General features: G+C 43.7%; 28 protein-coding genes. 6 read left to right on the forward strand and 22 right to left on the reverse strand.

The annotated features are described in order from the left end of the window. Position 1 precedes the first annotated feature (1 nt). From K4H28_RS12260 to K4H28_RS12280, 5 genes are all read left to right on the forward strand, one after another. On the forward strand, positions 2 to 1,234 hold the full coding sequence (locus K4H28_RS12260) for a type II secretion system F family protein (protein ID WP_221005458.1): 1,233 nt from the start codon (positions 2 to 4) through the stop codon (positions 1,232 to 1,234). Beyond that, positions 1,227 to 2,096: a prepilin peptidase gene (locus K4H28_RS12265; protein WP_221005459.1), complete on the forward strand. Its 870-nt coding sequence runs from the start codon at positions 1,227 to 1,229 to the stop codon at positions 2,094 to 2,096. The genes K4H28_RS12260 and K4H28_RS12265 overlap by 8 nt, the downstream gene beginning before the upstream one ends. A gap of 1 nt (position 2,097) precedes the next feature. Next, the gene (gene coaE, locus K4H28_RS12270) at positions 2,098 to 2,697 is read left to right on the forward strand and encodes a dephospho-CoA kinase (RefSeq protein WP_221005460.1); all 600 of its coding nucleotides are present in this window, start codon (positions 2,098 to 2,100) and stop codon (positions 2,695 to 2,697) included. 72 nt (positions 2,698 to 2,769) lie between these two features. Then, on the forward strand, positions 2,770 to 3,528 hold the full coding sequence (gene zapD, locus K4H28_RS12275; protein ID WP_221005461.1) for a cell division protein ZapD: 759 nt from the start codon (positions 2,770 to 2,772) through the stop codon (positions 3,526 to 3,528). Beyond that, positions 3,529 to 3,729: a DNA gyrase inhibitor YacG gene (locus K4H28_RS12280; RefSeq protein ID WP_221005462.1), complete on the forward strand. Its 201-nt coding sequence runs from the start codon at positions 3,529 to 3,531 to the stop codon at positions 3,727 to 3,729. It begins immediately after the preceding gene. Positions 3,730 to 3,799: 70 nt separating this feature from the next. On the opposite strand, the gene K4H28_RS12285 is transcribed toward K4H28_RS12280, so the two are convergent. Next, a complete protein-coding gene (locus K4H28_RS12285) occupies positions 3,800 to 4,615 on the reverse strand; it encodes a symmetrical bis(5'-nucleosyl)-tetraphosphatase (RefSeq protein WP_221005463.1) in 816 nt (271 codons plus the stop codon). Between the two features lie 30 nt (positions 4,616 to 4,645). Here K4H28_RS12285 and K4H28_RS12290 point away from each other — a divergent pair, with 30 nt between their 5' ends. Then, entirely contained in the window at positions 4,646 to 5,527 is an 882-nt protein-coding gene (locus K4H28_RS12290) for an HDOD domain-containing protein (RefSeq protein WP_221005464.1), read from the forward strand. 53 nt (positions 5,528 to 5,580) lie between these two features. Here K4H28_RS12290 and rplQ read toward each other — a convergent pair whose 3' ends face one another. The 21 genes from rplQ to rpsC all read right to left on the reverse strand — a co-directional run bounded on the left by rplQ (position 5,581) and on the right by rpsC (position 15,963). Beyond that, the gene (rplQ, locus tag K4H28_RS12295) at positions 5,581 to 5,970 is read right to left on the reverse strand and encodes a 50S ribosomal protein L17 (RefSeq protein WP_221005465.1); all 390 of its coding nucleotides are present in this window, start codon (positions 5,968 to 5,970) and stop codon (positions 5,581 to 5,583) included. 27 nt (positions 5,971 to 5,997) lie between these two features. Continuing rightward, complete coding sequence (locus K4H28_RS12300; protein WP_221005466.1) at positions 5,998 to 6,981, reverse strand: DNA-directed RNA polymerase subunit alpha; 984 nt, start codon at positions 6,979 to 6,981, stop codon at positions 5,998 to 6,000. A gap of 34 nt (positions 6,982 to 7,015) precedes the next feature. After that, entirely contained in the window at positions 7,016 to 7,639 is a 624-nt protein-coding gene (rpsD, locus tag K4H28_RS12305) for a 30S ribosomal protein S4 (protein WP_203571186.1), read from the reverse strand. Positions 7,640 to 7,653: 14 nt separating this feature from the next. Then, positions 7,654 to 8,046, reverse strand: coding sequence for a 30S ribosomal protein S11 (rpsK, locus tag K4H28_RS12310; RefSeq protein WP_203571185.1), 393 nt, complete (start codon positions 8,044 to 8,046; stop codon positions 7,654 to 7,656). A gap of 15 nt (positions 8,047 to 8,061) precedes the next feature. Continuing rightward, positions 8,062 to 8,424, reverse strand: coding sequence for a 30S ribosomal protein S13 (gene rpsM, locus K4H28_RS12315; RefSeq protein WP_221005467.1), 363 nt, complete (start codon positions 8,422 to 8,424; stop codon positions 8,062 to 8,064). A 58-nt stretch (positions 8,425 to 8,482) separates the two neighbouring features. After that, positions 8,483 to 8,596 carry a 50S ribosomal protein L36 gene (rpmJ, locus tag K4H28_RS12320; RefSeq protein ID WP_018748524.1) on the reverse strand — a complete coding sequence of 38 codons (114 nt, stop codon included), beginning with the start codon at positions 8,594 to 8,596 and terminating at the stop codon, positions 8,483 to 8,485. Between the two features lie 246 nt (positions 8,597 to 8,842). Next, positions 8,843 to 10,147: a preprotein translocase subunit SecY gene (secY, locus tag K4H28_RS12325; RefSeq protein WP_221005468.1), complete on the reverse strand. Its 1,305-nt coding sequence runs from the start codon at positions 10,145 to 10,147 to the stop codon at positions 8,843 to 8,845. A 29-nt stretch (positions 10,148 to 10,176) separates the two neighbouring features. Beyond that, positions 10,177 to 10,611, reverse strand: a complete 435-nt coding sequence (rplO, locus tag K4H28_RS12330) for a 50S ribosomal protein L15 (protein WP_221005469.1) — start codon at positions 10,609 to 10,611, stop codon at positions 10,177 to 10,179. A 1-nt stretch (position 10,612) separates the two neighbouring features. Further along, positions 10,613 to 10,798: a 50S ribosomal protein L30 gene (gene rpmD, locus K4H28_RS12335; RefSeq protein WP_221005470.1), complete on the reverse strand. Its 186-nt coding sequence runs from the start codon at positions 10,796 to 10,798 to the stop codon at positions 10,613 to 10,615. Continuing rightward, positions 10,795 to 11,310, reverse strand: a complete 516-nt coding sequence (gene rpsE, locus K4H28_RS12340; protein ID WP_221005471.1) for a 30S ribosomal protein S5 — start codon at positions 11,308 to 11,310, stop codon at positions 10,795 to 10,797. The genes rpmD and rpsE overlap by 4 nt, the downstream gene beginning before the upstream one ends. 19 nt (positions 11,311 to 11,329) lie before the next feature. Next, positions 11,330 to 11,683: a 50S ribosomal protein L18 gene (rplR, locus tag K4H28_RS12345; RefSeq protein WP_221005472.1), complete on the reverse strand. Its 354-nt coding sequence runs from the start codon at positions 11,681 to 11,683 to the stop codon at positions 11,330 to 11,332. Positions 11,684 to 11,696: 13 nt separating this feature from the next. Further along, entirely contained in the window at positions 11,697 to 12,230 is a 534-nt protein-coding gene (gene rplF / locus K4H28_RS12350; RefSeq protein ID WP_221005473.1) for a 50S ribosomal protein L6, read from the reverse strand. A gap of 12 nt (positions 12,231 to 12,242) precedes the next feature. Then, entirely contained in the window at positions 12,243 to 12,635 is a 393-nt protein-coding gene (rpsH, locus tag K4H28_RS12355; protein WP_173532437.1) for a 30S ribosomal protein S8, read from the reverse strand. Positions 12,636 to 12,650: 15 nt separating this feature from the next. Then, positions 12,651 to 12,956: a 30S ribosomal protein S14 gene (rpsN, locus tag K4H28_RS12360; RefSeq protein WP_221005474.1), complete on the reverse strand. Its 306-nt coding sequence runs from the start codon at positions 12,954 to 12,956 to the stop codon at positions 12,651 to 12,653. Between the two features lie 7 nt (positions 12,957 to 12,963). Then, positions 12,964 to 13,503: a 50S ribosomal protein L5 gene (gene rplE, locus K4H28_RS12365; RefSeq protein ID WP_027469936.1), complete on the reverse strand. Its 540-nt coding sequence runs from the start codon at positions 13,501 to 13,503 to the stop codon at positions 12,964 to 12,966. Between the two features lie 11 nt (positions 13,504 to 13,514). Further along, the gene (rplX, locus tag K4H28_RS12370) at positions 13,515 to 13,835 is read right to left on the reverse strand and encodes a 50S ribosomal protein L24 (RefSeq protein ID WP_027469935.1); all 321 of its coding nucleotides are present in this window, start codon (positions 13,833 to 13,835) and stop codon (positions 13,515 to 13,517) included. A 12-nt stretch (positions 13,836 to 13,847) separates the two neighbouring features. Beyond that, complete coding sequence (gene rplN, locus K4H28_RS12375; RefSeq protein WP_027469934.1) at positions 13,848 to 14,216, reverse strand: 50S ribosomal protein L14; 369 nt, start codon at positions 14,214 to 14,216, stop codon at positions 13,848 to 13,850. A gap of 189 nt (positions 14,217 to 14,405) precedes the next feature. Next, the gene (gene rpsQ / locus K4H28_RS12380) at positions 14,406 to 14,669 is read right to left on the reverse strand and encodes a 30S ribosomal protein S17 (RefSeq protein WP_221005475.1); all 264 of its coding nucleotides are present in this window, start codon (positions 14,667 to 14,669) and stop codon (positions 14,406 to 14,408) included. Between the two features lies 1 nt (position 14,670). Beyond that, on the reverse strand, positions 14,671 to 14,859 hold the full coding sequence (gene rpmC, locus K4H28_RS12385; protein WP_221008045.1) for a 50S ribosomal protein L29: 189 nt from the start codon (positions 14,857 to 14,859) through the stop codon (positions 14,671 to 14,673). Further along, positions 14,859 to 15,275, reverse strand: coding sequence for a 50S ribosomal protein L16 (gene rplP / locus K4H28_RS12390; protein WP_221005476.1), 417 nt, complete (start codon positions 15,273 to 15,275; stop codon positions 14,859 to 14,861). Before rplP ends, rpmC begins: the two co-directional genes overlap by 1 nt. Beyond that, positions 15,259 to 15,963 (reverse strand): 30S ribosomal protein S3, encoded by a 705-nt coding sequence (gene rpsC / locus K4H28_RS12395; protein ID WP_221005477.1) that lies wholly within the window; start codon positions 15,961 to 15,963, stop codon positions 15,259 to 15,261. Before rpsC ends, rplP begins: the two co-directional genes overlap by 17 nt. Between the last annotated feature and the right edge of the window lie 3 nt (positions 15,964 to 15,966).

Here is a 15,966-nt window from a genome sequence, read left to right on the forward strand (position 1 = left end):
TATGGCAACCATAAAAAAAGCAGCCAGCACAGCTGTGAAAGAATTTACTTTTCACTGGAAAGGGAAAGATCGAACAGGAAAAGCCGTCAGTGGTGAAATGCGCGCTAGTGGTGAAGCTGTCGTCAAAAATACCTTAAGACGCCAAGGCGTTAACGTTGCCAGCGTAAAAAAAATTCGCATGCGCGGCGGCAGCAAAATCACCGAACAAGATATTGCAATGTTTACACGACAACTTGCAACAATGCTGAAGTCAGGAGTTCCACTACTAACCTCATTTGATATAGTCGCCAAAGGGCACTCGAACCCCTCCGTGACTAAATTGCTAAATGAAATAAAAAACGATATCGAGACAGGCTCTTCATTAACACAAGCTTTTAGAAAACACCCACTCCAATTTGATGCACTCTATTGCAACCTTGTACAAGCCGGTGAGCAAGCCGGTATTCTTGATGCGCTACTAGCTAGGCTAGCCACATACAAAGAAAAAATACTTGGTGTCAAAAAGAAAATCAAATCAGCTATGTTCTACCCAACGGCAATTATTGTTGCAGCTTTTGTGATAACTGCTGTGATTATGATTTTCGTAATCCCCGCATTTAAAGATTTATTCTCAAGCTTTGGCGCTGACCTACCAATGCCAACTCAAGTTGTCATCATGATTTCAGACTTCTTTACAAGTTACTGGTATTTGATTTTTGGTGGTATTTTTGGTGGTTTCTGGCTCTTCATGAATGCGTGGAAACGCTCTGAAGCAATGCAAATATTTATGGATCGATTGGTGCTAAAACTACCAGTGCTTGGTGATATTGTAAAAAATGCAACTATTGCCAGATGGACTAGAACGCTGTCTACCATGTTTGCCGCAGGTGTTCCCCTCGTTGAATCACTAGAATCTGTCGGTGGGGCTGCAGGTAATTACATTTACAAAATAGCAACAAAAAAAATACAATCTGAAGTTAGCACAGGGACTAGCCTGACTGTTGCCATGCAAAATGCAAATGTCTTTCCAAACATGGTTATGCAAATGACATCGATCGGTGAAGAATCTGGTTCATTAGATGCCATGCTCAGTAAAGTTGCCGATTATTACGAAGAAGAAGTAGATAATGCGGTTGAGGCTCTATCAAGCTTGATGGAGCCAATCATCATGGTGGTATTAGGAACACTTATTGGCGGATTAGTTGTTGCAATGTATTTACCAATTTTCAAAATGGGTGCTGCAGTTGGTGGATAATTTTGTTACATTACTTTATGACCCAATATGGCTCTGCTACTTTATTGGGTTAATCGGTTTAACTGTTGGCAGTTTTCTGAATGTAGTCATACACAGACTACCCATCATGCTTGAGAACGATTTCAAATCAGAGTGTGCTGCATACTTTGAAACAAGAACATCGATCCAAGTAACTAAAACAAAATATAACTTATGCACTCCCCGATCGGCCTGCCCCAAGTGCGGGCATACCATTTCTGCGCTTGAGAACATACCCGTGATCAGTTGGATTGCTTTACGGGGAAAGTGTCGTAAGTGCAAAGCTAAGATCAGCATTCGCTACCCTATCATTGAACTCATTACCGCTTTTTTATCTGCTGGTCTAGCCTTACATTTTGGATATTCATATGCCTTAGCAGGTGGCTTGATACTAGTGTGGTTTTTAATCGCACTAATCATGATTGATGCTGACACTTATTTACTACCCGACAGCATGACTCTGCCACTCATTTGGGTCGGGCTAATCTTCAACAGTTTTAATACCTTCACCACACTAGACAATGCAGTATATGGTGCAATAGCAGGCTACATATCGCTCTGGAGCGTATACTGGGTATTCAAGCTTGCAACTAGCAAAGAAGGCATGGGCTACGGTGACTTCAAACTATTAGCTGCTCTAGGTGCTTGGTTTGGCTGGAGCATGATCCCAATGATTATTCTATTGTCGTCATTTGCCGGTGCAGTGATCGGAATTGTCATGGTCTTAGGAAAAAAAAGAGGCTGGAATAAGCCGATGCCTTTTGGTCCCTACTTAGGCGTAGCAGGCTTACTTGCTTTAATTTGGGGCAAAGACCTGTCGCTTGCATTATACGGAATTAGTTAATTTGCTAGTCGTTGGATTAACTGGCGGCATTGGGTCTGGAAAAAGCAGTTTCTGTGCCGCTTTTTCACTTTTGGGCGTCCCAATTATTGACGCCGACATCATCGCTCACGATTTATCACAACCATATTCAACAGCAAATACTGCAGTTAAAAACCTATTTGGTGAGCAATCATTACGAGCAGATGGGACATTAAATCGAGAATGGATACGTAGTGCGATTTTCAATGATGATGTAAAAAAAAAACAACTTGAAGCCATCTTCCATCCGTTGATTTTACAAGCGTTAAAACTACACATTAAGCAACTAGAGAGCAGCTGCGCGTATTGCATAATTGCCGTACCCTTGCTGTTTGAACATAAATCATTTCATGAAATTACCCAATTTAGCATTGCGATTGATTGCAACGAAAATGAACAAATTACTAGAGTTATGCATCGAAGTAGTTTAAGTGAAACGCAAGTACGTAAGATAATTGATGCTCAAATGAGCAGAAGTCAAAGAAACAGTCTTGCCGACCTAGTCATCAGTAATGAAGATGGCCTGGAAAACATTGCAGATAAAGTGTCGCAATTGCATAAGTTTCTATTAGAAAAAACTTAAATATACTATGCATGGGTTTTCAAAACTCATTGTTTGCTGCAGAATTGCAAAACTTTCTAAGGCCATAAAATTGTGATTAGCTACGAATTCCCGATCAATGAGAAAATTCGGACTCTATTGAGACTGGAAGATCTTTACGTACGTACCATTTCATTTGCATCTCGAGATCAACCCATTGATCATCACATGGCGCTGCTTGGCATTTTTGAAATCATGGAAGTCGCAAGTAGGGCAGATTTAAAATCTGACTTACTGCAAGAACTCGAACGACAACGCCAAACATTAATTGCCCTAAGAAACAACCCTCATATTTCTGAAGATGCACTTGAACGGGTACTTACTGAAATTGAGTCGACACACACTAGATTACTCGCAATGACGGGCAAGCTGGGCCAATACCTAAGAGAAAATGAATGGCTCATGGCGATCAAACAAAGAATTTCGATTCCTGGCGGTGTTTGCGAATTCGACCTACCATCTTATCACTACTGGCGTACACAATCGGCGGAACGAAGAAAGATAGACCTTGATCGTTGGCTGAGCCCGCTACTGCCAATTAAGCACGGTTTAGACATAGTTTTGAAGCTCCTCAGAGATTCGGCCAAATCAAATCACTTCATCGCCAAGGGTGGCTCTTTCCAGCAAATGTCTGGCGGAAAAACTGTGCAACTACTGAAAGTAAGCTTGAATGATGACTTACCTGCAGTGCCTGAATTATCAGCAAACCGCTACGCAATAAATATCCGATTTATCGTACCGAGCACAAGCGGCGATAGAGCTAAAGTTGTTGATTCTGATATTCAATTCACACTAGCTTACTGCAATTTATAAATGAAATCACAAATCAAAGTTTCGTGCCCAATTTGTAGAGGTAACACGATCTATAGCAATACAAACCAATATCGACCTTTTTGCTCTGAACGTTGCAAAGCAATTGACTTAGGTGCTTGGGCAGACGAAACATACCGCATCGGCAATAGCACCACAGAGCCACTACCAACACTAGAGAAACAAGAATCAGCTGAATACTAATATTACTGCGCATTTACCTATATCGCCTCAAGCGAGGCTATGAATGAAAGACCAATCACAAGCAAGAATCTTATTCATCTCCGCCTCTCGCCCCGACTAATGCAGGATATTGAAACAAACAACCACTATCTAAGCAAATAGCAGTCAATTGCCCACCCCATATGCAACCTGTATCTAAGGCAACCACTTTTTCATTTACAACTAAGCCTAAAGCAGACCAATGACCAAACATCACCGGTTTTGGTAAGTTAACTAATTGATTAAACCAAGGCCGCAAATTATCCGGCGCACTCTCAATTGTACCTTTAAATTTCATATCAAGATCACAACCGTCAAGCATCCGCATTCGCGTAAAAGTATTAATCCCGAACCTGAATCGTGCAACCTCTTCCATTCCGTCAGCCCATTTCGTAGGCGAACTTCCATACATGTTTGACAACCAAAAATAGAAATCGTCGGCGGCTAGTTTTTCACTGCAAAACATAGCCAACTCAAGATTATTATGCCAACTTAAACTCGGATTAATACCTGCGTGAACAATTAGGCACTCAGGAAGCTCCAAAACGAGCGGCTGCTTGCGCAGCCAAGACATTAATTCATTAGCCTCTGCGCCATGCAGTACATCATTAAACGTATCTAGAGATTTAGGTTTAGAAGTTCCAGCCCAACACGCCAGCAAGTGCAAATCGTGATTCCCGAGCACCATCTTAAATGATTCGCGATTCGCATACACATAACGCAAAACATCCAGAGAGCGAGGCCCTCTATTTACGAGATCCCCTACTAGATAGACTTTATCCAGAATTGGGTTAAACTCAATCAAGGATATCAAGCCCATGAATTCATCAAAACAGCCTTGGATATCACCTATTACGTAGCTAGCCATCTATGTCTCTTTCTTAGAAGAAATCGCATCATGATAAAAAAATACCCAAATAATATTGAGTCTTGGCTATCTTTACTTAGCAATCTTGAGATTCCTATACTCAAGCACACCCACGATCAAATCATTAAGCACCAGCAAAATATCGACAACATTGATCTTAGAGACTTATCAATACTAATTCGGCACGACCCACTGCTGAGCTTAAAATTGCTAAAGCATCAAGAGAAAAAAAGGAGCTTTAATCAAACAACTGATATCACAACAATTGAAAAAGTACTTTTAATGATTGGGATTAAAGGTTTTTTTAACTCTTTTGGTGGAACTCAGCACATAGAAGACACCATAGGCCAAAATGCGGCTGCAATTGAAGACTGCCACAAAACTTGCTATCGAGCTTACTTTGCTTCGCAATTAGCAGACTCAATGGGAAAATACAGAAGAGATCTTGACCCAAATGAGATAGTAACAGCTGCACTCTTGCACGAAACAGCCGAGATTTTATTATGGCAAATTGTGCCTGAGCTCATGATAAATATGAAAGAAAAATTAAGTAACAATCGGGAATTAAGAAGCAAGGACATACAAAATGAGACATTAGGTTGTAACTTTAATGAATTACAACAAAGACTTTGCTCACTTTGGAATCTCCCCAAAATCTTAACACACCTTGCAAACGAAGACTGTGCAGATGAGCCACGTGTTAAATTAGTAAAACTTGCAACCTCAATAGCACGGCACACTGAATGGTCAATTTATACCAATTTTTATCTTAAAGATCTAAGCAATACGGCTGATTTTTTAAAGATTGATGAAGATGAAGCACATCGACTAGTAGTTAGCACAGCCATATACACCGCTAAACATTGGGATTGGTTTGGAGTTCAGCCGACAGCAGCAAGACTAATCTCTTAAATATAAAAAAGGCCAACATAAGTTGGCCTTTTTAATGATTAATTGCTTATTAATTATTCGGCTGAATCTAAAGCTTCAGCTTCTTCAGGGCGATCAACAAGTTCAACAAATGCCATCGGAGCATTGTCACCTTGACGGAAACCGCACTTAAGAACGCGCAGGTAACCACCGTTACGTGTTGCGTAACGTGGGCCTAACACTTCAAATAATTTAACAACAACATCACGATCACGAGTACGGTCAAAAGCCAAGCGGCGATTAGCCAAACAAGGTTTTTTACCCAATGTGATCAACGGCTCTGCTACTCGGCGCAACTCTTTTGCCTTTGGTAAAGTCGTTTTAATAACTTCGTGCTTAAGTAACGAATTAGCCAAGTTACGAAGCATCGCAAGACGATGACTTGTCGTGCGATTAAGTTTACGATTAGAAAGACGGTGACGCATTTGTCAGTTCCTTTGCTAGTGCCTACTTCAAGGCTTATCTAAGCCAGCCGGAGGCCAGTTTTCGAGGCGCATGCCAAGGCTAAGCCCCTTCGAAGCAAGCACTTCTTTGATCTCATTCAGCGATTTACGACCCAGGTTCGGAGCTTTTAACAACTCAGTCTCTGTACGTTGAATCAGATCGCCAATGTAATAGATGTTTTCCGCTTTAAGGCAATTTGCCGAACGTACAGTCAACTCAAGATCATCCACAGGCCGAAGCAAGATAGGATCAATTGTGATTGTTGGTTCTGCAACAGTTACTTCTGGCGTACCTTCCAAATCAGCAAAAACGCCAAGTTGGTCAATTAACATCCGTGCGGCTTGGCGAACTGCCTCATCCGGTTCGATTACGCCATTAGTTTCAATGTCAATAATCAAACGGTCAAGATCGGTACGCTGTTCGACACGAGCGCTTTCTACCTGGTAGCTAACACGAAGAATTGGGCTGAACGATGCATCCAGCATAACAGTACCAATGGTACGTCCTTCTTCTTTGTTCAATCGAGCAGGGGCAGGTTGATAACCACGCCCTTTTTCAACTGTAACTTCCATGTTGAGCTTACCACCAGCAGAAAGATGAGCAATCACATGGTCTGGATTGATCACTTCAACATCGTGCGGAAGCTGAATGTCGGACGCCGTAACAATACCCTCACCCTCTTTTGAGAGAGTGAGAGTAACAGAGTCCCGACCATGCAGCTTGAGCACAACGCCTTTAAGGTTTAGCAGGATGTCAACAACGTCTTCCTGTACACCATCAAGCGCGGAGTATTCATGCACTACACCTTCAATTTTTACTTCTGTCGGGGCATAACCCGGCATTGAAGAAAGTAGAATCCGGCGTAATGCATTACCGAGCGTATGGCCATAACCACGCTCAAAAGGCTCCATCACAACTTTAGCATGTGCAGATGCAACAGCTTGTACGTCGATGATGCGCGGTTTGAGCAAGTCGTTTGCGTTGATTTGCATAAGTCAGTATCCCTTGCCTTAGCGGGTCAGGTTATTACTTGGAATAGAATTCAACCACCAGCGATTCATTAATATCGCTAGAAAGGTCAGAACGCTCTGGCATACTTTTAAATACGCCTTCCATTTTCTTAGAATCAACCTGTACCCAGTTTGGGAAACCAATACCTTCAGCAAGAGACAATGCCTCTTGGATACGTACTTGTTTCTTAGACTTTTCACGTACAGCAACCACATCACCCGCTTTCACTTGGAAAGAAGGAATGTTTACAGGCTTGCCATTAACAGTGATAGCTTTATGGGAAACTAGTTGACGAGATTCAGAACGAGTAGAACCGTAGCCCATGCGATAAACAACGTTATCCAAGCGGCTCTCAAGAAGTTTCAGCAGGTTTTCACCAGTTGAACCCTTACGACGAGCGGCTTCATGGAAGTAGCCACGGAATTGACGTTCTAAAACGCCGTAAATACGACGGATCTTTTGCTTTTCGCGCAGGTGTACGCCGTAGTCCGACTGACGCGTATTTTTCTTCGCGCCATGCTGGCCTGGGGCTTGTTCCAGCTTGCATTTGCTATCGAGCGAACGACGCGCGCTCTTCAAGAACAGATCCGTTCCTTCGCGGCGTGCGAGTTTGCACTTAGGTCCAATATAACGAGCCATTTCTTACTCCAGATTTAGATACGACGCTTCTTCGACGGACGGCAGCCGTTGTGTGGAACAGGCGTCACATCCGAGATACTGGTGATCTTGAAACCAAGCGCGTTCAATGCACGCACTGCAGATTCGCGACCTGGGCCCGGACCCTTGATACGAACTTCGAGGTTCTTAACACCATATTCTTGGGCAACTTTACCAGCAGCTTCTGCGGCAACCTGTGCAGCAAAAGGTGTACTTTTACGAGAGCCCTTGAAACCAGCACCGCCCGAGGTAGCCCAAGATAAAGCATTGCCTTGGCGATCAGTGATGGTAATGATCGTATTGTTGAAAGAAGCGTGAACGTGCACGATACCTTCAGATACGCTCTTCTTGACTTTCTTACGTACACGAGCTGTGTTTGCTTTAGCCATAATTTATGTCCTTAGTTACTTCTTGCCAGCGATAGCCTTGCGCGGACCCTTACGAGTACGTGCATTGGTTTTTGTACGCTGACCGCGACAAGGTAAGCCTTTACGATGACGTAAACCACGGTAGCAACCAAGGTCCATAAGACGCTTGATATTCATGGTTACTTCACGACGTAGATCACCTTCAATAGTGAACTTGCCTACTTCGTCACGCAGTTTTTCGAGTTCAACATCACTGAGATCTTTTACCTTCTTACTAGGCTCAATTCCAGTAGAAGCACAAATCGCTTTAGCGCGAGTTTGGCCGATACCAAAAATAGCCTGAAGGCCGATCACAGCATGCTGATGATTGGGAATATTAACCCCAGCAATACGGGCCATACTTCTTACCCCAGGTTAAAAAGTCGTGGATACTAACTCCAAAAATTGATTCTAAGAATCAACCTTGGCGCTGCTTGTGCCGTGGGTCTGTACAAATTACACGCACAACTCGGTTGCGACGGATAATTTTGCAATTACGGCAGATTTTCTTGACCGATGCCTGAACTCTCATGGTCTATCCTTTACGATCAAAAATAAAATCCCAACCCAAAGGCTGGAATACAATACAGAACTTGTTTTATGATCACAAAAACTGCAACCATGCAATCCAAGAGGGACTGAATAATATAGCATCCAATACTTTCTGGGAAGTAAAACAAGAACCGCACGTCCGATTTATGCAACATTCCCAGTAAGAAACAATCAAACTGGGAATATTACAAAGGTTTGTTAGACAGGGCTTATACAAAGAACCATCTTAACCCTTAAAGTTTGCTTTCTTTAACAAGCCTTCATACTGATGCGAAAGCACATAAGATTGCAGCTGAGCCATGAAATCCATTGTGACCACAACCATAATTAGCAGTGAAGTACCGCCAAAATAGAAAGGCACATTCCATTTCAAAATCAGAAACTCTGGGATCAAGCAAATGATTGTAATGTATAAAGCACCAACCAACGTTAACCGTAAAATTACTTTCTCTACATACTTGGCTGTATGATCACCAGGACGATACCCAGGAACCATTGCGCCACTCTTTTTAAGGTTATCCGCAGTTTCTCTTGGACTAAATACGAGAGCTGTATAGAAAAAACAGAAAAAGATAATAGCAGCAGCATAGAACAACACATACAGCGGCTGCCCTGGATGAAGCATGTCACCCAACGATTTAAGCCAAGTCAATTTTTCGTTATTGCCTGTCCACGACAAGACCGTAGCAGGAAAAAGTATGATCGAAGAAGCAAAAATCGGCGGAATAACACCTGCCATGTTTACTTTTAATGGCAAAAATGAACTTTGCGCCTGCATTAGGCGGTTACCAACCTGACGCTTTGCATATTGAATGGGAACTTTACGTTGACCACGCTCAACAAATACAACTGCAGCAGTCAAAAGCACAACACCAACAAACAAGAACAATACCAACAAAATTGGTAAAGACCCCTGAGTGGATAATGTTAATGTTTTTGCAATTGCAGAGGGAACGCCAGCGGCAATACCAGCACAAATGAGAATGGAAATACCATTACCCATTCCGCGCTCAGTAATCTGCTCACCAAGCCACATCAAAAACATAGTTCCTGTAACCAAGGAAATCATCGTCACAGCAACAAACATTCCCTGATCCATCACAACCAAATTAGGCTGACGGAACAACATCATTGCAATACCAAAACTTTGTGCCGTAGCCAAAAGAACAGTGAAATAGCGGGTGTATTGAGTAAGCTTACGCTTACCAGATTCACCCTCTTTTTTCAGCTGCTTCAAGGAAGGCAGTACCTCGCCGGCGAGTTGAACAATAATCGACGCCGAGATATATGGCATGATACCAATAGCGAATACGGTGAAACGCTCCAAGGCACCACCAGAGAACATGTTAAACATGTTCAACAAGCCAGTTTGTGACGAATGGAACAAATTCGCCAGTTCTGCAGAGTTAATACCCGGAACTGGAATATGTGCACCGATACGATATACGATCAGTGCACCTACGACGAACCAGATCCGTTTCTTGAGATCAGCAAATTTATTTGCTGAGCCAGCCAAAGCGGGATTTGCCACGTTCTGCCCTATCCTATTGATTTACAGCATTACTCGCTAATTGAACCACCAGCAGCTTCGATTGCAGCCTTAGCACCCTTAGTCACGCCCAAACCTTTCACAGTTACAGCGCGCTCAATTGTGCCAGACAATACAACTTTGCAAGTCAAAGAATGCTGAGAAATCAAACCAGCCTGAATAAGACTTAGCAAGTCTACTTCACCAATTGGCAAAGCATTTAATTCAGACAGAGTAATTTCTGCATTCTTGCCTTTAGCAAGAGATACGAAACCACGTTTAGGCAAACGGCGCTGCAAAGGCATTTGACCGCCTTCAAAACCCACTTTATGGAAACCGCCAGTACGGGATTTTTGACCCTTATGACCACGACCACAAGTTTTGCCCAAACCAGAACCGATGCCGCGACCAACACGCTTAGAAGCATGCTTTGCGCCTACACCAGGAGTTAGGTTATTGAGTTGCATATTAACCCTCCACCTTTAGCAAGTAGCTGATTTTATTAACCATGCCACGATTTGCAGGCGTATCGATTACAACAGCAGAGCTGTTCATACGACGCAAACCCAAACCACGAGCACATGCTTTATGAGCCTCAAGACGACCAATCAAGCTTTTAACAAGAGTCACCTTAATTGTTTTTACGTCGCTCATTGCACACCCCCAAGAACTTCCTCAACTGTTTTGCCGCGTTTAGCAGCAATATCAGATGGGGTATGCAATTTAGCCAAACCATCCAATGTCGCACGAACGATATTGTATGGATTAGTTGAGCCATGGCATTTTGCAGTAATGTTATGAATACCCATCACTTCAAATACTGCGCGCATTGGACCACCCGCAATAATACCAGTACCTTCTGGAGCTGGCTGCATAAATACAGTAGTAGCGCCGTGCTTTCCGAATACTGTGTGTTGCACAGTACCGTTACGCAAGCTTACCTTTACCATTTTACGACGAGCTTCTTCCATTGCTTTTTGTACAGCTACAGGCACTTCCTTAGATTTACCTTTACCCATACCAACACTACCATCACCGTCACCAACAACAGTAAGTGCTGCAAAGCCGAGGATACGACCACCCTTAACAACTTTGGTTACGCGATTAACGCTAACCATTTTCTCGAGTAGACCGTCCTTGACTTCTTCTCTTTCGTTCTTAGCCATTATTCAACTCCAAACTCAATTAGAAGGCCAGGCCAGCTTCACGAGCAGCATCAGCCAACGCTTTAACGCGGCCATGGTACTGGAAACCGGAACGGTCAAACGCAACTGCTTCAATACCAGCTGCTTTTGCACGTTCAGCAATCAACTTACCAACAGCAGTTGCACCCGCAACGCTGCCACCATTTTTAACTTCAGCGCGCAACCCTGCTTCCAGAGTATTAGCTGCAGCCAAAACATTGCCGCCCGTTGCATCAATAATTTGGGCGTACATGTGGCTATTGGTACGATGGACCGACAAGCGCACAACCTTGAGCTCCGCAATCTTGGCACGGGTTTTACGTGCACGACGAAGTCTACTTTGATTCTTATCCATGATTCAGCCTCGATTACTTCTTCTTGGTTTCTTTGATAACCACAACTTCATCAGAATAACGAACACCCTTGCCTTTATAAGGCTCTGGTGAACGGTACGCACGAATCTCTGCAGCAACCTGACCAATAAGTTGTTTATCGGCACCTTTCAATAGGATCTCAGTCTGAGTTGGAGTCTCGCAAGTAATCCCTACAGGAATTGCGTGAACAACTGGATGAGAGAAACCCAATGATAGGTTCAATACTTCGCCCTGAGCTTGAGCACGATAACCAACACCAACGAGTGTCAATTTACGCTCAAAACCCTTAGATACACCGTTAACCATATTGTTAACCAGAGCACGTAAAGTACCAGACATAGCACGAGCAAATTTGCTATTGCCATTAGCTGCGAAAACGACGTTGCCATCTTCGATCTTTACAGTTACATCCGAAACTATTGGCTGAGCTAAAGAACCCTTAGGACCCTTAACCACGATTTCACCTGAGGCAATATTAACTTCTACGCCTGCCGGAATTGTTACCGGACTTTTAGCTACGCGTGACATTGTGATACCTCATCAAGCAACGATGCACAAAAGCTCGCCACCAACACCATTGGCACGCGCTTTGCGGTCGGTCATCACACCCTTGGATGTAGACACAATCGCCACACCAAGACCATTCATTACATTTGGAATGTCACCAGCACCGCGGTAATCGCGCAGGCCTGGCTTAGAAACACGATCAAGACGCTCAATAACTGGGCGACCTGCGTAGTATTTCAATTCAATCGTCAAAACCGGCTTAACATCGCCAGCAACGGTAAACGATTCGACATAACCTTCTTCAACTAAAACTTTAGCAATTGCTACTTTCAGTTTTGAAGACGGCATAGCTACAGCAGCTTTGTCGGCACGTTGTGCATTGCGGATACGAGTTAGCATATCGGCGATAGGATCATGCATTGCCATGTGTTTTCTCTCCTATTACCAGCTAGCTTTGACCAGACCCGGGATTTCGCCTTTGAAGGCGAGTTCACGCAGCTTGCTGCGACCGAGACCGAATTTGCGGTATACCCCACGTGAACGACCAGTCAATGCGCAGCGATTGCGCAAACGTACTGGAGATGCGTTACGTGGAAGTTGCTGGAGTTTCAAACGAGCTTGGAATTGTTCTTCCTCACTCGCATTTTGATCGTTAATAACGACCAAGAGCTGAGCGCGCTTTGCTGCGAATTTCGCAACAGTAGCAACACGCTTAGCCTCACGTTTAATCAGTGCAAGTTTTGCCATGATCGCCTCAAGTCTTAAACGGGAATTTGAAGGCAGCGAGCAGAGCACGTGCTTCATCGTCAGTTTTAGCCGTAGTTGTGATCGTGATATTCATACCACGAAGCGCATCAATCTTATCGTACTCAATTTCCGGGAAGATAATTTGCTCTTTCACACCCATGTTAAAGTTGCCACGTCCATCAAAGGACTTGCCACCAACACCACGGAAGTCACGAACACGCGGAAGCGCGATTGTGATTAGGCGATCAAGGAATTCAAACATACGTTCACGACGCAGAGTCACTTTGCAGCCAACTGGGTAGTTATCACGAATCTTGAAGCCAGCAATAGACTTTTTGGATTTAGTAACCACTGGTTTTTGACCGGCAATCTTCTGCATATCGCCAACGGCGAAATCCATTACTTTTTTATCTGCAACTGCTTCACCGACACCCATGTTAATGGTGATTTTTTCGATGCGTGGCACTTGCATTACAGATTTGTAACCGAATTGCTCGACTAATTTCGGAACAATCTGGTTCTCATAAATCTCTTGAAAACGAGCCATATCGATTCTCCTTAGCCGCCAACTACTTCGCCACTAGACTTGAACACACGAACTTTCTTGCCGTCTTCAAGAGTCTTGAAGCCAACACGATCAGCCTTGCCAGTCGCAGTATTGAAAATAGCTACATTAGATACGTCAACTGATTTAGTCAGCTCAACGATACCACCTTGAACGCCGCGCATTGGATTTGGTTTTTGATGTTTTTTAACGATATTAACACCCTCAACCACAACACGACCTTCAGCTGGAATAGAAGTAAGTACGGTACCGCGCTTACCCTTATCTTTGCCAGTGAGAACGATTACTTCATCGCCTTTGCGAATCTTGTTCATGCTGGATACCCCTTAAAGAACTTCTGGCGCGAGTGACACGATCTTCATAAAACGCTCTGTACGCAATTCACGCGTAACTGGCCCGAAGATACGAGTGCCGATCGGCTCAAGTTTTGCATTAAGAAGAACAGCAGCGTTACCATCAAACTTGATAAGCGCGCCATCAGCACGACGTACACCTTTAGCAGTACGAACTACAACCGCATTGTATACATCGCCTTTTTTGACACGACTACGAGGTGCAGCATCTTTAATGCTTACCTTGATGATATCGCCAACAGACGCATAACGACGCTTAGAGCCACCCAAAACCTTAATGCACATAACAGAACGTGCACCAGTGTTATCAGCAACATCTAGCTTTGATTGCATTTGAATCATTTAAGACAAACCTCCAACTTAACCCGCTTAATTAGCCTGGTTTACCAGGTGCCCGGATGTACCGAGCCAATAGCGGCTAGTTTTGGATCCCGAAGGGAAAACAGTGGAACTCGTAGAGCCCCACAAGGAAAGAGGGCATTCTACACAAAGCAGAATGCCCACACAAGCACTAATGCTTAATTTATTAAATTAAGCAGCGCGTGCTTTTTCTACTAGCGCTGTTACTGTCCAATTTTTAGTTTTAGACAATGGACGGCACTCTGCAATCACAACCAAGTCACCATCAGCGTACTGATTAGTTTCGTCATGTGCATGATACTTTTTAGATTGACGAACCATCTTACCGTAAAGTGGATGCTTAACCAAACGCTCCACCAAAACAGTTACAGTTTTGTCCATCTTAGCGCTAACTACTCGACCAGTCAGCGTACGCTTGAGTTTCGCTTCGCTCATATTAAGCAGCCTTCTGATTCAGAACAGTAAGAACACGTGCAACATCTCTGCGCACACGCTTGATCTCGCTGGTGTTAGCCAATTGGCCTGTCGCATGCTGCATGCGAAGACTAAACTGGGCTTTCAACAACGACGTCAATTCGCCTTTCAGCTCTTCAACGGTTTTTTGTTGTAGTTCAGTTGCTTTCATCATTGCCCCACTTGACGAGAAACCATGGTCACCGCGAATGGCAACTTAGCAGACGCCAAACGGAACGCCTCACGAGCCACTTCTTCAGATACACCATTCAATTCGTACAAAACTTTACCAGGTTGAATTTCTGCAACGTAGTAATCAGGAGAACCTTTACCTCCACCCATACGAACTTCAGCAGGCTTTGTAGAGATTGGCTTATCCGGAAACGCACGAATCCAAACACGACCACCACGTTTGATGTAACGAGTAATCGCACGACGAGCAGATTCAATTTGACGCGCAGTCAAACGACCGCGGCTAATTGCTTTCAAACCGAACTCACCGAACGCAACAGTATTACCACGTGTAGCAATACCAGTGTTACGACCTTTTTGAACCTTACGGTACTTAAGTCTAGTTGGCTGCAGCATTTCGTGGCCCCTTACGTGGTTTCTTCTGTGGTTCTACTACTTCTGCAGCTACGCGCTCACCAGGCTTCAAGTCGCCTTTGTAAACCCAAACCTTAACACCAATAATACCGTAAGTAGTATTAGCCTCAGAAGTTGCATAATCAATATCAGCACGCAATGTATGCAATGGAACACGGCCTTCACGATACCATTCAGTACGCGCGATTTCGATACCATTCAAACGACCAGATGACATGATTTTGATACCTTGAGCACCAAGACGCATTGCATTTTGCATTGCACGCTTCATGGCACGACGGAACATCACACGTTTTTCTAATTGCGCAGTAATACTATCAGCAATAATTTGAGCATCGATCTCTGGCTTGCGCACCTCTTCAATATTCACATGAACCGGAACATTTAAGATTTTTTGCAAGGCAAGTTTCAACTGTTCAATATCTTCGCCTTTTTTACCAATTACAACACCCGGACGAGCCGAATAAATTGTAACTTTTGCATTTTTTGCTGGACGCTCAATAACGATACGGCTAACAGCAGCACCAACTAACTTTTTCTTCAAAAATGCACGAACTTCGATATCTTCGTTAAGCATTTTTGCAAAGTTAGTGCTGTTTGCATACCAGCGCGAGGACCAATTTTTGGTGACAGGTAAACGAAAACCCGTCGGATGAATTTTCTGACCCATGAG

It is taken from the genome of Deefgea tanakiae (assembly GCF_019665765.1).
Classification (GTDB): Bacteria; Pseudomonadota; Gammaproteobacteria; order Burkholderiales; family Chitinibacteraceae; genus Deefgea; species Deefgea tanakiae.

Excerpts from the sequence above, each read along its gene's own strand:
- K4H28_RS12285 (WP_221005463.1), bottom strand. The coding sequence starts at position 4,615 with ATGGCTAGCTACGTAATAGGTGATATCCAAGGCTGTTTTGATGAATTC.
- rpsD (WP_203571186.1), bottom strand. The coding sequence starts at position 7,639 with ATGGCTCGTTATATTGGACCTAAGTGCAAACTCGCACGCCGCGAAGGA.
- K4H28_RS12280 (WP_221005462.1), top strand. The coding sequence starts at position 3,529 with ATGAAATCACAAATCAAAGTTTCGTGCCCAATTTGTAGAGGTAACACG.
- rpsH (WP_173532437.1), bottom strand. The coding sequence starts at position 12,635 with ATGGCAATGCATGATCCTATCGCCGATATGCTAACTCGTATCCGCAAT.
- rplF (WP_221005473.1), bottom strand. The coding sequence starts at position 12,230 with ATGTCACGCGTAGCTAAAAGTCCGGTAACAATTCCGGCAGGCGTAGAA.
- rpsK (WP_203571185.1), bottom strand. The coding sequence starts at position 8,046 with ATGGCTAAAGCAAACACAGCTCGTGTACGTAAGAAAGTCAAGAAGAGC.
- rpsM (WP_221005467.1), bottom strand. The coding sequence starts at position 8,424 with ATGGCCCGTATTGCTGGGGTTAATATTCCCAATCATCAGCATGCTGTG.
- rplR (WP_221005472.1), bottom strand. The coding sequence starts at position 11,683 with ATGGATAAGAATCAAAGTAGACTTCGTCGTGCACGTAAAACCCGTGCC.
- rplO (WP_221005469.1), bottom strand. The coding sequence starts at position 10,611 with ATGCAACTCAATAACCTAACTCCTGGTGTAGGCGCAAAGCATGCTTCT.
- rpsE (WP_221005471.1), bottom strand. The coding sequence starts at position 11,310 with ATGGCTAAGAACGAAAGAGAAGAAGTCAAGGACGGTCTACTCGAGAAA.
- rplN (WP_027469934.1), bottom strand. The coding sequence starts at position 14,216 with ATGATTCAAATGCAATCAAAGCTAGATGTTGCTGATAACACTGGTGCA.
- rplP (WP_221005476.1), bottom strand. The coding sequence starts at position 15,275 with ATGCTGCAGCCAACTAGACTTAAGTACCGTAAGGTTCAAAAAGGTCGT.
- rpmJ (WP_018748524.1), bottom strand. The coding sequence starts at position 8,596 with ATGAGAGTTCAGGCATCGGTCAAGAAAATCTGCCGTAATTGCAAAATT.
- rplX (WP_027469935.1), bottom strand. The coding sequence starts at position 13,835 with ATGAACAAGATTCGCAAAGGCGATGAAGTAATCGTTCTCACTGGCAAA.
- rpmD (WP_221005470.1), bottom strand. The coding sequence starts at position 10,798 with ATGAGCGACGTAAAAACAATTAAGGTGACTCTTGTTAAAAGCTTGATT.
- rplQ (WP_221005465.1), bottom strand. The coding sequence starts at position 5,970 with ATGCGTCACCGTCTTTCTAATCGTAAACTTAATCGCACGACAAGTCAT.
- K4H28_RS12260 (WP_221005458.1), top strand. The coding sequence starts at position 2 with ATGGCAACCATAAAAAAAGCAGCCAGCACAGCTGTGAAAGAATTTACT.
- rpsC (WP_221005477.1), bottom strand. The coding sequence starts at position 15,963 with ATGGGTCAGAAAATTCATCCGACGGGTTTTCGTTTACCTGTCACCAAA.
- K4H28_RS12300 (WP_221005466.1), bottom strand. The coding sequence starts at position 6,981 with ATGCAAATCAACGCAAACGACTTGCTCAAACCGCGCATCATCGACGTA.
- rpmC (WP_221008045.1), bottom strand. The coding sequence starts at position 14,859 with ATGAAAGCAACTGAACTACAACAAAAAACCGTTGAAGAGCTGAAAGGC.
- rplE (WP_027469936.1), bottom strand. The coding sequence starts at position 13,503 with ATGGCTCGTTTTCAAGAGATTTATGAGAACCAGATTGTTCCGAAATTA.
- rpsQ (WP_221005475.1), bottom strand. The coding sequence starts at position 14,669 with ATGAGCGAAGCGAAACTCAAGCGTACGCTGACTGGTCGAGTAGTTAGC.
- K4H28_RS12290 (WP_221005464.1), top strand. The coding sequence starts at position 4,646 with ATGATAAAAAAATACCCAAATAATATTGAGTCTTGGCTATCTTTACTT.
- rpsN (WP_221005474.1), bottom strand. The coding sequence starts at position 12,956 with ATGGCAAAACTTGCACTGATTAAACGTGAGGCTAAGCGTGTTGCTACT.